General features: G+C 40.1%; 13 protein-coding genes and 1 riboswitch. Of the genes, 4 read left to right on the top strand and 9 right to left on the bottom strand.

The annotated features are described in order from the left end of the window. Window positions 1-58 precede the first annotated feature (58 nt). The 3 genes from A8O23_RS21685 to A8O23_RS06935 are packed head-to-tail and all read left to right on the top strand — an operon-like array spanning window position 59 to window position 3763. Window positions 59-229 (top strand): DNA modification system-associated small protein, encoded by a 171-nt coding sequence (locus tag A8O23_RS21685; protein ID WP_192849035.1) that lies wholly within the window; start codon window positions 59-61, stop codon window positions 227-229. Window positions 230-232: 3 nt separating this feature from the next. Continuing rightward, on the top strand, window positions 233-2218 hold the full coding sequence (dndD, locus tag A8O23_RS06930; RefSeq protein ID WP_066618669.1) for a DNA sulfur modification protein DndD: 1986 nt from the start codon (window positions 233-235) through the stop codon (window positions 2216-2218). Window positions 2219-2230: 12 nt separating this feature from the next. Then, on the top strand, window positions 2231-3763 hold the full coding sequence (locus tag A8O23_RS06935) for a DndE family protein (RefSeq protein WP_066618672.1): 1533 nt from the start codon (window positions 2231-2233) through the stop codon (window positions 3761-3763). Window positions 3764-4044: 281 nt separating this feature from the next. Here the strand turns inward: A8O23_RS06935 and A8O23_RS06945 are convergent, their stop codons facing one another. From A8O23_RS06945 to A8O23_RS06980, 8 genes are all read right to left on the bottom strand, one after another. Next, window positions 4045-5019 (bottom strand): hypothetical protein, encoded by a 975-nt coding sequence (locus A8O23_RS06945; protein ID WP_066618683.1) that lies wholly within the window; start codon window positions 5017-5019, stop codon window positions 4045-4047. 45 nt (window positions 5020-5064) lie between these two features. Next, the gene (locus A8O23_RS06950; RefSeq protein ID WP_161486703.1) at window positions 5065-5448 is read right to left on the bottom strand and encodes a hypothetical protein; all 384 of its coding nucleotides are present in this window, start codon (window positions 5446-5448) and stop codon (window positions 5065-5067) included. A 6-nt stretch (window positions 5449-5454) separates the two neighbouring features. Then, window positions 5455-5871, bottom strand: coding sequence for a hypothetical protein (locus A8O23_RS06955; protein WP_066618689.1), 417 nt, complete (start codon window positions 5869-5871; stop codon window positions 5455-5457). Window positions 5872-5930: 59 nt separating this feature from the next. Further along, window positions 5931-6689, bottom strand: coding sequence for a zinc-binding metallopeptidase family protein (locus A8O23_RS06960; protein ID WP_066618692.1), 759 nt, complete (start codon window positions 6687-6689; stop codon window positions 5931-5933). A 775-nt stretch (window positions 6690-7464) separates the two neighbouring features. Next, the gene (locus tag A8O23_RS06965; protein ID WP_082882938.1) at window positions 7465-8511 is read right to left on the bottom strand and encodes a transglutaminase domain-containing protein; all 1047 of its coding nucleotides are present in this window, start codon (window positions 8509-8511) and stop codon (window positions 7465-7467) included. A 422-nt stretch (window positions 8512-8933) separates the two neighbouring features. Then, window positions 8934-9335 carry a hypothetical protein gene (locus A8O23_RS06970; protein ID WP_066618702.1) on the bottom strand — a complete coding sequence of 134 codons (402 nt, stop codon included), beginning with the start codon at window positions 9333-9335 and terminating at the stop codon, window positions 8934-8936. Between the two features lie 47 nt (window positions 9336-9382). Next, window positions 9383-10141, bottom strand: coding sequence for a zinc-binding metallopeptidase family protein (locus tag A8O23_RS06975; RefSeq protein ID WP_066618704.1), 759 nt, complete (start codon window positions 10139-10141; stop codon window positions 9383-9385). 304 nt (window positions 10142-10445) lie between these two features. Next, window positions 10446-11324 (bottom strand): hypothetical protein, encoded by an 879-nt coding sequence (locus A8O23_RS06980; RefSeq protein WP_153042104.1) that lies wholly within the window; start codon window positions 11322-11324, stop codon window positions 10446-10448. 110 nt (window positions 11325-11434) lie between these two features. Next, a riboswitch (SAM-I-IV-variant riboswitch) is annotated at window positions 11435-11530 on the bottom strand. A 164-nt stretch (window positions 11531-11694) separates the two neighbouring features. Here A8O23_RS06980 and A8O23_RS06985 point away from each other — a divergent pair. Then, complete coding sequence (locus A8O23_RS06985) at window positions 11695-12009, top strand: hypothetical protein (RefSeq protein WP_066618710.1); 315 nt, start codon at window positions 11695-11697, stop codon at window positions 12007-12009. Between the two features lie 101 nt (window positions 12010-12110). On the opposite strand, the gene A8O23_RS06990 is transcribed toward A8O23_RS06985, so the two are convergent. Then, a complete protein-coding gene (locus A8O23_RS06990; RefSeq protein WP_066618713.1) occupies window positions 12111-13040 on the bottom strand; it encodes a DNA-processing protein DprA in 930 nt (309 codons plus the stop codon). Window positions 13041-13172: the final 132 nt, after the last annotated feature.

The following is a 13172-nucleotide window of genomic DNA, read 5'->3' on the forward strand; positions in this document are numbered from 1 at the left end:
GGGCATTAAATGAAATAGGGTAAGCTTATTGGACTTTATTCGCAAAAACATTTATACAATGAAACAAGAAGATAACGAACTGCTCAAGGAGCTTTGTCTCCAATATAATGTTTCGCTTGAAATAGTAGAAAAGCTATTGGCTACGGTAAGAGAATATCAATTCAAAGACCGCAGAACAGGTATATATGATGCTCTGAAAGAAATTCTGAAATCAGACATAAAAAAATAGGCGATGAAGTTCAATAAGCTCACCATAGAAAATTACAAATCGTTTCAGTTTCCAACAGTTTTCAACTTTCCGCAAAGTAGCGAAGGCAAGAGCATCTTTTTGGTTGGTGGTATGAACGGTGCGGGTAAAACCTCTATTATGGAAGCCATCAATGTTTGCCTGTATGGAGCCAAGCCCGACTGGCTGTACAAGTACATTAACCGCAAGGAATTGAGCAAAGGCAACGCCTATGTCTCTTTTGAACTGGAGCTGGAAACAGGTGAGCATGAAACTATAGTAATTCACCGCTCTTGGAGTGCCGGTGTTACAGAAACACCACGATACAAAGATCTGGAGGAAAAACTGGTGGTAGTAAAGGACGGTAAAAGAGTGAGCGTACAAAATAAAGAAATGTGGCAGGATTTCATTAATGCTACAATTCCAAAAAGTATCACTCAATTCTTTTTCTTTGACGGTGAAAAAATACAAGAAATTGCCGCAGACGATCATTCAGAAGTACGGCTGCAAACTTCACTCGAAGCGGCTTTGGGCATTCAGTACATTTCCCGATTAGCAAATGATATTTTGTATTTGAAACAAGAAGAGCGAAAAGGATTTGTAGAAATTTCGGATGAGGACATTGAATACAAAGAAAGCGAACTTAAAAAAGAGCAACGCAAACATCATTCTAAAAAACAAGAAAGAGACGACCTGAGCCAAGAACTTGAAAACTTTAAAAGTGAAAAAGAAGAAGCACAGGAACGATTCAAAGCCATATTTAGCATTGATGCCGAATCGACGGAAATAGTTAAACAGAAAGAAAAAAAGCGTATCCAGCTTTCCAACAAGAGCAATCAGTTGGAAAATCAAATTAAAGTACTCAACGATCAGTTCTTACCGTGGGCTATAGCAGGAAAACTTTTTGATAGTGTAAAGAAACAAATAGAAGCTGAAAGAGAAAGTCAGAAGCAAAATGCCCTATCTGCCAATGCACAAGATTTAGCCAAACAAATAGTAGATAAATTAGAACTGCCCGAACCCATCATAGAACACCCTTTGACCACGGAGCAAAAAGCAAAGTTAGAAAAACGGGTTCTAGACATATTACAGCAAAACAAAAGTGCCGGGGATATCAAGAAGATTCTAAATCTCTCGGAGCGAGATGCTGCCAAGGTCTTAAACAGAATAGAAGAAATTGAGCAAAGCGATGTACTTCAGTTAGAGCAACTATTAAAAGAAAAAGAAGAACTTGATTTTGAAATTCGCTCTATTGAAGCTAGCCTGAGCAGTACTGCCTCCGAAAGCGAGAGAGAGTTGTTTGACACACTACAAAACACCATAGAGAGTTGTCAAACTCAAATAGGTAGAATTTCGGTAAGGCTTTCTAATGTAAATGAAGAAATAGTCGTAATTGAAACCCGAATTAAAGACATTGAGCTTGAAATTAACAAGCTATATGAAAAACACAATGTTTCTAAAGAGCGAGCAGACTTCATTCAGGAATGTGATACCATTGCCAATTTGTTAAATACTTACATTGTAAAGCTCAGAAAAAACAAAGTGAAGGTGCTTCAAGAAAAAACTCTTGAAATGTACAAGATGCTTTCCAGCAAATCAGGCTTAATCAAAGATTTAGAAATTAACGACAAGACTTATGAAATAATCATACGTGACAGGAGCGGACACGAAATGAAAAAGTCAGGGCTTTCTGCCGGAGAAAAAGAGGTTTTTGCTGTTTCTTTGCTTTGGGGCTTAGCTCAAACTTCTCAATTAAATCTACCATTGATTATAGACACTCCCCTTTCTCGCTTAGATAGTATTCACAGAGACAATATTGTGAACCATTACTTCCCTAATGCAGCAGAACAGGTAATAATCTTATCAACTGACACAGAAGTAGATAGTAATTATTTCAAAAACTTAGAACCCCACTTAACAGGTGCAGCTAGGTTGGAATTTAGTCACATTAACGAAATAACGAGTATCAAAGAGGGCTACTTCTGGAATTAAGAAATTGAAATTATGGCAGATAGACTATATACATCACAGCAAGCAGACGAAATTATAAGCTCTTTAAGAGTTTTAACTAAATTAGACAAAGCTGTTATTGCGCGAATGGCCTTTTCGTATTCTTTAGTCCAAAATGGCAAGGATGTTAGTTTAAGTACAAACTTTTCAGGAGGCGAAATGAAGCGCCCAACTTTTATTGCATCAGATGAAGTACTGATAAAGACATTAATTAGTCAGGTTTACGAAAACGACAGCATAGATGAAAACGAATTCTACAGTAATAAATCTATTATCAAAAACCATATAGATAATGGTGCTACTCTCCTTTGGAATGTTTTCAAAAAGAATGGCGAAGACATTAATAAATGGTATACTGAAATAGTAACTGGAATTGAATTAAGAGGAGCCAAAACGCTAAAGACAAAAGACCTTGATATTTTTATTGGTCGCAACATTTTGCAGAACAATGAACTGATCATGCACCTAAACGACACAACCAAACACGCCAATTCACATTTGGCAATAATGGGAAAACCAGGTGTAGGTAAAACACAGTTTTTATTAAAACTTTTGGCTGACATACGGATTCAGTCAAACTACGAGACAAACTTCATTTTCTTTGATTATAAAGGGGATGTTGTAGACAATGAGAATTTCATTGATATTACCAGATCAAGAACTTACAGGCTTTTGCAAAATAATGAAACGCTCCCCATTAGTCCTTTCATTCTGGCAAACTACAAGGAGCAAGACATTCAGCTTTCTGCTAGAGAAAAGGCGGAAAGTTTTGCATCTATCAATTCTAAATTTGGTCCGGTTCAAAAAGGTGCATTAACCGAAGCCATCATAGCAGGTTATACCACAAGAGCTTTAATGACTCCAAATCATCCATTCCCAGATTTTGGCGATATTCTTCAGATAGCTTTAGCCAATTATGAAGATGAAGGTAAAAACGATGATACACTTATCGAAGTATTACGTGACTTAGCGAACTTCAATTTGTTTTGGGCGCACGGTTCATCAGTTCCTCCGATCGAAAAAGTAAGTAACCGAACGATGATCATTGATGTTCACAAAATGCCTGTATTGAAAGAACTTGTGGGTTATTTAGTTATTGAGAGACTTTACAAAGAAATGGCATCTTTGCCCGACAGTCCAATAAAAGATGGCCGTAGAACAATCAGAACAATTTTGGTAATAGATGAAGCTCACAACTACTTAGGACAAAAAAACATTTTCCTTGAAAAAATTATAAGAGAAGGACGTTCAAAAGGAATTGTAGTGTTTTTCGCTTCACAATCTCCATCAGACTATCAGCAGAAGTTCTTCAACTTCCAAGAGTTACTTGAATTTTCATACATATTTCAGTGTGAAGGAGCATCATCCAAAGCATTACAAGATATTCTAGGGTGCAGTACTAAAACAGCGAAAGACCTTCAAGCAGAAGTAGCAAGACTTGAGCCGTTTCAAGTGATAAGTAGAAGCAATATCAAAACCGAGGAGTTCACGAAGTTTGTAGCAGAACCGTTTTATAAAAATTATTAGCTAAAGTCTTTTTAGGCTCTATAGATGGGAAGGTCTCTTTAGCTAAAAGAATAATGGATAAAATAATTATCAAAACTCTGACAGACACAAGGCTAACAATCATTTATATCCTGTTTATGAATGGCGATTTTCTGAGAAAAAACTATTTCCCGCAGCACAACTATCTAATTACGTATCAGTCTGTAAAATGCCACACTGCTTATGCCAAGCAAAATAAGCAGGTTATTGGAACTACTGGTTTTTAAGCTAGTAGATGTTTTTATATTTTTTATAAAATTTCACTAGTTCACAAGGGCTAGCACCTCAAGATAACCCTCTGTCAATGGTGAGATATAAAGAAGGTGTTGCAGCCCCTTTAACTGATGGGCTTCGTATAGACGGTCAACAGTTGAAGGAAATTCAACAAAGTCAGGGAGCGAGGCATACCAGGGATCAATGGTACAATTCCCTTTTTGATCATACTTAATAAAGCCATTGGCATGGCACCACGCTAAATAGATAAGAAACTTGGTCAACTTATCGTTAGTGGGTGTATTATAAAAACGGTCGAGGTGATTTATAAACTTTTCTCTGATGATAGGGGGTATTTCATTAAAATTATAATACTTAAAAATAGGCTCCTCCATTTCCAAGTCACTTGCTGGGGAGTTTGGCTTACCAGAAGTATGAACTGCTTCTGTTACTACTTCTTGAGGAATAAAACTGTTTAAGAAATTGTCTTCATCTATTTCTCTGTCCGCCTCAGTTAAGTAATCAAATTTTGGCAACTCCGATTTTACCACGTATCCATGCTCATCTTCAAAAAGGCAGCGCTGTTGAAGGCGGTCTAAAGCCTCTTTTGGCTTTTTCCCATTGTACTTCCTTATTTCCCCGTTACGCAAAATCACAAGAATACCCTCGGGAGACAGGACTAATAGCCGATTACCTTTCCAAAGCAGGAAGTCACATACTTCTAAATATTCTTTAGTTTTTATAAAAACCCCAGGATGTGTGGAAACAAAACGCGATTTCGTGACTAATGCACCCTCTTTATCATTAATCCTCTGGAAGTAAGTTACCTCCGCGCTTAAAGTTGCATCATGCAGGATTCTGTTCTCAAGCGTAGAGTAAATACCAAACTGGTTGTCTTGCCGGAATCCAATTAAATCTTTTGTTATCCGCCAAAGCTTATTGTTATTGCAGGGAATAACTTCTGTTCCCTGGTACTTCAACCCAAAATAGTATCCATTAGAAGTTATCTCATATTGTAAAGGCATAGGCTATAAGTTATTGATTTATGTAGATAAAAATTAAAAAAGGGGCTAAAAGATGGCAGAGAGTAATTTAAAGCCAAAACTATTAATGAGGCTCCCCTTGCCATCACAGTACCTGCAAGTATCTTGGGTCCGGGTTTTTATACAATTACAAACTGAATTTTTAATTATAGTAGAACTCCATTCACCTTCTTCCTCCTCTGAGAGCTCTATTCTTGTCCCCTTCAAGTCAATGCCATAGTATTGCTCCAGTTGGTCTACCACAACAAACTCCCCTTTCTCAAATTTGAATACATGCAAGAATACTGGCTCCAGATAGGTACCTGCAATGTTAATATGCACCCCGTACAGATCCTTAACGGTGTCGTAAGTTTTATAGAAAGTGCTCCGCCCAGCCTGGTGCAGCACTTCGTTCAATAGAATCATCACCATACACTACTATTTAGAACTAGATTCGCTAGAACTAATGAGTCTTGGCAGGGAAGGGTCCTGAAAAATTCTGATAAGGTTAAGTAATACGGCAGAGTCTTGTGCTAACTGTATTTGCACATCAGTGCTCAGGCTTGTATCATGCAAAAGGGCAAGCATAACATCGGCTCTTTTACACAAGGCCACTCTGATTTTATAAAGTAGTGCCAAAAAATATTCCTCAGGGAATGCCAGACACCCATTTTTATCAGGGTTCTTGTTTAGGTAGGCTTCTATGGTACTTTTAGAGAACTGAGCTTTTTTAGCCACCTGAGTTAAATTTTCTGCATCTTTGATGGTGGCATCTAAATAGGGAATGGATTTCTCAAGCAGCTCCCTGATCAAACTTGCTTCCTGTACATTTAGTGGTATTGTGGGGTTATTCATGATATATACAGTTTAAAAGTAAAACATTACATTAATGATTAAGATTTAGCATACAGAGGCTATGCTGCCTGCCTTTGAATGCGTAAAGGGTCTCGGGCTGAAGGCAAATCTTCCCATTGAACCTTGGCAGCTGCTTTGGCGATCTGCTCCACAATTTTAATATTGACATATTCTCCCCTTCGGTGTTCGTTCCACACCCCCGCAGATAGATTTGTACATTCCGGGATAATATCTGTAAAAACTGCTGTATCAGTGAACACTCCAGTAGGATCTGCTTCATAGCCCAATCCATGCAAGCCAAACTCATCTGCCAGTGCCACTGCAAACTGGTCGCTGCAGCACCTCGCTCCTCGCTGGTGTGTTATAATGGAGCCCTCCCCTCTTCTGTCAAAAGCCACTGCCCTTTTGAATTGCGAAAAGAAAAGTCTGTTGGCTCGTAATGCTGCTCTGCTGCCTACGGTGCCTATCTCTTCTCCTACAAAAAAGTAGTAAGTACCTGGCACACCCTGGCTGATGAGGTACAACAGTATGGTAACACCAGCCTTATTGTCTCCTCCCAGAATAGTGGTGCCATCAGTAGCAATGATATCTCCATTGATAACATGGTTTACTTTCTCTCTGGAAAAAGAACAGGTGTCCAGGTGGGAAGTGAACAGCGTGGAAGACTCACCAACGGTGATGAAATAGTTACCATCCTCATCCTGTTGTATGCCCTCCGGCAAGTGTTGCCTATGAGTATATTCGTCTCCATAGGGCACCGTATACTGTGTTAGATTCAGGAAAGTGTTTTTGAAATCGAAGTGTTTAGTTTTAAACATATAGTTGTTTTAATTGGTGAAAAGTTTAGACATAGCTTTCCTGGCCCTCTAAAAATGAGGCTATAACAATAGCTTTGGGAAGACAAAGCCATAATAGAAAAGTTATATTTATGAAACTACCCTTAAAAACAGGTAGCTTTAGAAGCATTCTTCTGTATAATTAGGACTCCCGCAACAATTTGCCAGAAGTAAAGCGCGGCAAGTGAATGGCTAACAATACTAAACACCTCAACCTACCTGCTTAGCAGGTAATCTATCCTGTTATTGCAGCATGATACAAAGGTACCAGGTTCACTTCTTAAATGGCATTCTTCGCAAGCTTGTAAGAATGTCCGCTTGCGGGAATCAACTTTTGGCGCACCATAATCTTAGCATCTTATTTTTGTAGATAAGCCCTTGAGGCAAAATTCACATATTACATTTAAAGGAAGCCCATCAAAGACGCTACGGGAACCTTAACAGATGACAAAAGGTGGTATTTGTGTCTGCCTAAGCTGCACTGGAATTCTCTCTTGACTATACAAGTAAGGCTGGCTTCCGGAGGAAAATGGCAATGGAGAAAAAACAGTACAATGCCCTTACTGTTGTCTTGATGCAATCTTGGGTGATGCTTCTGGATTTCCTGTTACTGAACAGGATTTTATTACTGCAATGAATAAGGCTGGTTTTGGAGGGCAAATAGGCTAAATGTTCTTATTTAACTCTTTAGCTAATCACTCAATAGCAAAGCAATACTGCCCGCCTTGTAATTATAAAGGTATATTAGAAATTCCTGTCAGTACACCTCTTCTGGTTTATGCGTTCTTGAGAGCTCTTTTTCACTTATAAGGTAATAATAATTTGTTTTTTCTTTAATGCATGAGGCCCAAGTACTTTCTATAAGAAATGGATACCCTTCTATTTCAACAGAATTCCAGGCATGATTTCCTGCAGGGCGCCCCTCTGCATATCCTTCTATACGGTATGCTTTAATACCTGCTTTCAAACACATTTCTTTAAAAAGATAGCTAAACCCACTACAGACTCCCTTATTAGCCTTAAAAGTGGTTTGCGCATCATAAATCTTATAACTATAATCGTAAGATATGTTTTGTACAATCCATATATATATGGCCCGTACTTTTTCGAAATCATATTTAAAATCTTTCGTTAAAGCAAAAGCCTGATTTTCAATACTAGATTGTTTCTTCACCATTAAAGCTTTTCTATCAATTTCAGAATAATCATAATTCTTAATAAATTCATGGAGCGCTTCTTTATTTGCAAGGTACAACGCTTCTTTTACAGGGTATACTTTTCTATAAGCCGCGACTGTATCTCCCTGTAAAGCTAAAACGTCTACGAACAGCCTGGAGGCGGCTAAGTTATTTTTGTCAACCGTACTCTCCAGTGTTTTTATTATAAGTTGTTTAAAGTCTTGATATTGTGGCTGATTTACAAATTGCTTTGTACTGTCTAAAAGAAATAGCCTTTTATATAATCCTACGGATTCCTTTAAGGAACCTATTTTTTTCAAAAGGATACGGCTTGACAGTTTATAGTGGTAGTACCGTACTTCTTTATACAAAGAATACTTCAGCCTTCCCTCTTTCGAAAACCTATTTCTTTCTAAAAGTCTAATTTGGTCTAGTACTTTTTCATACTTCCCTCTAGAAAAAAGTTTTTCTGCCTTTTTAAAAGAATAGTCTTCCGAAGCCGCAGTCAGCTGACCAGGACATAACAAAACCAGCACAAGCAAAACTACTATGGGCAGCATTACTGTTTCCTTATACAATAAACCAAAAGGATTTCTGTTGGGAATTACCTGATAGTGGAGGGTCATTGGTTTATTGATATTTTAGTGTTTACCGGACTAACTAACTTTTTTAACGCAGAAAAGCGAAAAATTATTGAACGCTATAAAGATTCCTGGCCCTGTCCTCCTCAATACCTGCAATTGCTTACTCCATGGCCCTGAATCAGTTACAAACTAAATCTTTAAATAATACGCAACCCCATTTCTTATACTTTCCTGGGAATTCTGCGTTTTATGCCTTTCCAATTTATGCCATAACAGAATTTTTCCTGATCTGTCACTATAAATTTACCGGCTCAAAAAGGGAACGCGCAGGAAAGCAGGCGATAAATACGCGCTCACCGAATTTGTGTACCTACGCACAGGTTTTTTACAGTGTTGGAAGTTTTACAGAAAGTGCACCCGCCTAAATTATAGAGCGCACTTTCTCCCTATATCATCAACATAGGTTAAACAGCATCTTTTTCAAATTGTAGCGTCTCATGTGTCATGCAGTGCATCATATTGAGCAACCCAATACCGCGCATAACCACCTGAAACTGATTTTCATTCTCCAGGCTTTCGTCCTGCATCAGGTCCACCATGATTTTCATCTGGTTTTCCAGCATGCTCTTGAGCTGAAGTAATACTGGCACGAAAAGCACATCGGGCATGCTAACTACCGTTTTGCCCTGCTGAAGCGCCTGAAGCAAAATGTTAGTGCATTCGCTTTTAAACCGTACCCTGTTGCCCACAGGACTGATACTATCGGTGCTATTGATAATTACTTCCCATTCGTGCAAGGCTTTTTGCAGAAGCTCCTGAGCAAGCTGGGACTGCTCATGTGTGAGAGATAAAGTTAAAGTATTCATACCTGTAGAAATTAGAGTGAAAAAATATGGTGAAGAGACATGATAAATTATGCTACCTGGTTATAGTCTATTGGAATATTGCGATGTGCCGGCAAGCCTTCCCAATTAACCCCTTCAGCGGCTCTGGCTATCTGCTCAAGCAACAGGATATCCACGTACTCTTCTGAAGTATGTTCGCCCCATACCCCTGAAGACAGGTTCGTACATTCCGGGATCACCTCCACAAAAACAGCCGTATCGGTAAAGACCCCATATGGGTCGGCATGGTAGGCCAGGCCCTGGTTTAAGAACTGAAGCGAAAGCGCCTCGGCAAACTGGTCGCTGCAGCAACGCCCACACCGTTGATGGGTAACAATGGAACCAGCCTTTCTGCGGTCAAAAGTAACAGCACGGTCAAATTGGGCGAAAAACGAAGCGTCTGATTTTAATGCGGCACGACTACCCAGGCAGCCCACTTCTTCCCCAATAAAAAAGTAATAGGTACCTGGCACACGCTTGCTTATAAGATAAAGCAGAATGGTCACACCTGCCTTGTTATCGCCCCCCAATATGGTACTGCCATCCGTGCGGATGATGGTGCCATCCAATACATGGCTTACCTTCTTGCGCTCTCTTGAGTAGGTATCCAGATGGGCCGTAAAAAGCGTGGTTGACTCCCCTATTCTGATGAAGTAGTTGCCGAAACTATCTTTTTGCACACCTGCGGGCAGACAAGGCTCTAGTTGGCTCTCATAACCATAAGGCACAGTATACTCTGTCAGGTTAAGGAAGGTGTTTTTAAAATCAAATGAATAGTTATTGCGCATATAAAATTGATTTGGTTTTGGTTAAACAATAATTTAATGACATAGGGGGCCTGTGCGGCTTCGGAAGAGCCGTAAAACAAAAACACAAAGCCAGAGATAATTATATTAATCCTGCAAAGACTGCAGATACTGTTGCACTAAATTTCCAGTGAAGTGCAGAAAAAAATCAGGTTAAATGCGGCAGTAAAAGAACAGAGAAGCTCCGACTCCAAACGCCTTATTTATTTTAATAATACAAAGATAGGGTACCCATAATCGCTTTCCATTTCTTTACAAGCTTGTCGTCTATATTCCGACATCGGGTTCAAAACCTGGTCCGCAGCCTTTTTACATCGTTAAGAAAAGTCACTACCTGTTGTACTGTAGTGGTCTCAAGTACCCTTGAGTGGTCGTTAAGCGTCCGGCTGAACTCCAGTGCCGCCATATTGCCAAGCTGCTGCTGTTTCTCCATCACAAAGCCATAGGAAGCGGCTAGCTGCCTCAACTTCTCTATACTTTCCCTTATCATGTCGGCTACATATACAGCCGTACCATTCAGGGCAAAGCGCCTTCGCTCGTCGTCAGTCAGCTCCAACTCAAGCACGGTATCCACTTTGATTACTGGCATACAAAATCTATCCTGCACCAAATTATAACTTATGCGCTCCTCCCCACCGGACTCTATTTCTGAAATAATAGTAACTGTGCGCCTGAAATCTTCGCGAAGTGTCAACAATTGATAACTTTCCCGTTCCTCTATTGGCCTCCCCTCCTTCAGCTCCCGCACCACCTGCTCCAAAGGCACCGCCAGCTCTTTTTCAGGAAACATTTTCCTGAAATTATTCAGGTAGCGCAACATGGCGCCAGTTGTGAATCCGTCAGGTTTCTCCCTGGTAAACCTGCCATTGTTCATGGAATACCCTACGAAGTCTGCCACATGTCCACTCAGCGGACTGCCAGCTCCCCGCAATGGCAGAATATCACTTCCGCCCCATCTCTCTAAGAAGTTTTCCCAGACCATTAAATACCCTCCTAAGTGGCAATCAAAGATGGATGTATGGTTATCCCCGATATAGCATTTACCCAAAGGGCGCATCATCCTAAGGCGCAACCTGCTGCATCTGTAGGGGGCATGGTCCAGGATCTCGTGCTGATTTTCCAGGATCAGATCAAAATTGTTTACTAAAGCTGATATACCGCTCATAAGTTTTGCGTAAAAAGTGAAAGATATAAATCCTGGGCCCATGCTATTGGCATAAGCAGCACGGCCTGGTTAATTTTCAATAAAAACTGTTAAGCTATTCGCAGTAAACCGCTTTTAGCTTTTTTTCGGAAGAAGCCGCACATTGTCTTGGCACCGATGGAGCTTAAACCCGGTTGCCGTGCCCACTGGCACTCTGAATGCTTTTATGAATTGAAAGATGCTACAAGGAGCATCTGTATATGAATTTCATTAAAATTTATTACCTTTCTATCCGGGTATTTTTATGGTGCACTTATTAATTTAGCCTGGTCGCACCCTTAGCTTGATCTTTTACTCCATCTCCTTTTAGCCACACAAACAATAGCCAAGCATGGATAATTATCCTTATGAGTACATAAAGGATGCACACAGGAAAAGTTATAATAACCTAATGCAGGTAAAAGCCAGTTCAACCTGCTGTTGCTTTGCCTGCCTGGAAGTCTTTACCTTATCTGATTTCCCCGATGGCTGGCTTGGAGAAGAGGATCCGGAGAAAGAGCAGACCGTGCAATGCCCCTATTGTGGTATGGATTCTGTATTAGGTGATTCCTCCGGTTTTCCGGTTTCAGACAAAGGCTTTGTTGAAACAATGAACGAGATATATTTCGGAGAACCTTTATCTCAGTTTTCCCAAAACCCTGATTAAGTCCCTTATTTTAGGCAAACACAATTTATGCTAACCGCTATTCCTTATTGACACAATAGCCCTACTGTTACAGAAAGTATATTGCGCAACAAGAAAGATAGTTACCCTAGTAAACTGCTTAGGAAGTTCTCAACCGCAGCCTGGCTGTCAAGTCTAGAAACACCTTTCTGTTGAATTAAAGCCTTGTTGCCGGCAAATGCTGTTTCACTTGTTTCATTTGCTTGCGTCGGACACAGGCAGGCAAGTGATTTTTTTTGTTTTAGTGCATAATCTACTGTATGCCTGGTGCCGCCCGTCAAACCTGTTTCCAACACTACCACTCCACGACTCAAACCTGTCTGTATCCGTTTTCTTAATTTGAATGAACTCCTGGATGGATTTGTCCCAAAGGAGCATTCGCTGATCAACAAGCCTCCGGCTTCTACTATGCGATTGGCCAATGCAACATTTTCATTTGGGTAAATGGCATGCAACCCACCCGCCATAACAGCAATGGTAGGCTTTCCATGCTCTAAAGCCGCTTCGTGCGCGATGGTATCGCAGCCTAATGCCAACCCACTCACTATGGCGAACCCTGCTTCTGCAACAGACTCCGAAAATCTTCTGCCTTCCATCTTTGTATAGGCAGATGGCTCCCTGGTTCCAACTACGGCAACTGCAGGGTTTTCCAGTGCAGCCAGATTTCCTTTGAAATGCAATAGCAATGGTTTATCAGGAAGGAAGATCATCATTGAGGGGTACCCCTCCTCCAGATAAGATATAATCTTTACTCCATTCGCTTCTGACCGTTGCATGAACTGCTCGCTCTTTTTGCGAGCTTTAGCAACTGCATCAAGAGTTGCTAATTTTAACCGCGGGTAATATTTCTTTACTTCTTTAAGTAGTTTAACCACCCCATCGTCAGTTGCAGGGAAGGTTACACCTCGGTCTAGATACGCTATAATTGCATTGATAGCAGCAGGACCAATGCCAGCTAAGTTTTCCAGTAAAAGAAGCTGTGCTACTGAAATTACAGGTTTCTGTTTTGTCATAGTGCAAAAATCAGCATTATGACGGCCAGAATGAATTCTTTACAAGCTTGTGAGGCTTGGCTTAGTTTTGTAATTGAGCTATTTTTAGCTGGTTGAATAGAGCTCTAAAGGATAATGCATATAGAAAATGTA

Source organism: Rufibacter roseus, assembly GCF_001647285.1.
GTDB lineage: Bacteria > Bacteroidota > Bacteroidia > Cytophagales > Hymenobacteraceae > Nibribacter > Nibribacter roseus.

What these genes read in the sequence shown, in the direction of transcription:
- A8O23_RS06990 (WP_066618713.1), bottom strand. Translation starts at nt 13,040, where the DNA reads ATGACAAAACAGAAACCTGTAATTTCAGTAGCACAGCTTCTTTTACTG.
- A8O23_RS06945 (WP_066618683.1), bottom strand. Translation starts at nt 5,019, where the DNA reads ATGCCTTTACAATATGAGATAACTTCTAATGGATACTATTTTGGGTTG.
- A8O23_RS06970 (WP_066618702.1), bottom strand. Translation starts at nt 9,335, where the DNA reads ATGAATACTTTAACTTTATCTCTCACACATGAGCAGTCCCAGCTTGCT.
- dndD (WP_066618669.1), top strand. Translation starts at nt 233, where the DNA reads ATGAAGTTCAATAAGCTCACCATAGAAAATTACAAATCGTTTCAGTTT.
- A8O23_RS21685 (WP_192849035.1), top strand. Translation starts at nt 59, where the DNA reads ATGAAACAAGAAGATAACGAACTGCTCAAGGAGCTTTGTCTCCAATAT.
- A8O23_RS06960 (WP_066618692.1), bottom strand. Translation starts at nt 6,689, where the DNA reads ATGTTTAAAACTAAACACTTCGATTTCAAAAACACTTTCCTGAATCTA.
- A8O23_RS06935 (WP_066618672.1), top strand. Translation starts at nt 2,231, where the DNA reads ATGGCAGATAGACTATATACATCACAGCAAGCAGACGAAATTATAAGC.
- A8O23_RS06950 (WP_161486703.1), bottom strand. Translation starts at nt 5,448, where the DNA reads ATGGTGATGATTCTATTGAACGAAGTGCTGCACCAGGCTGGGCGGAGC.
- A8O23_RS06980 (WP_153042104.1), bottom strand. Translation starts at nt 11,324, where the DNA reads ATGAGCGGTATATCAGCTTTAGTAAACAATTTTGATCTGATCCTGGAA.
- A8O23_RS06985 (WP_066618710.1), top strand. Translation starts at nt 11,695, where the DNA reads ATGGATAATTATCCTTATGAGTACATAAAGGATGCACACAGGAAAAGT.
- A8O23_RS06965 (WP_082882938.1), bottom strand. Translation starts at nt 8,511, where the DNA reads ATGACCCTCCACTATCAGGTAATTCCCAACAGAAATCCTTTTGGTTTA.
- A8O23_RS06955 (WP_066618689.1), bottom strand. Translation starts at nt 5,871, where the DNA reads ATGAATAACCCCACAATACCACTAAATGTACAGGAAGCAAGTTTGATC.
- A8O23_RS06975 (WP_066618704.1), bottom strand. Translation starts at nt 10,141, where the DNA reads ATGCGCAATAACTATTCATTTGATTTTAAAAACACCTTCCTTAACCTG.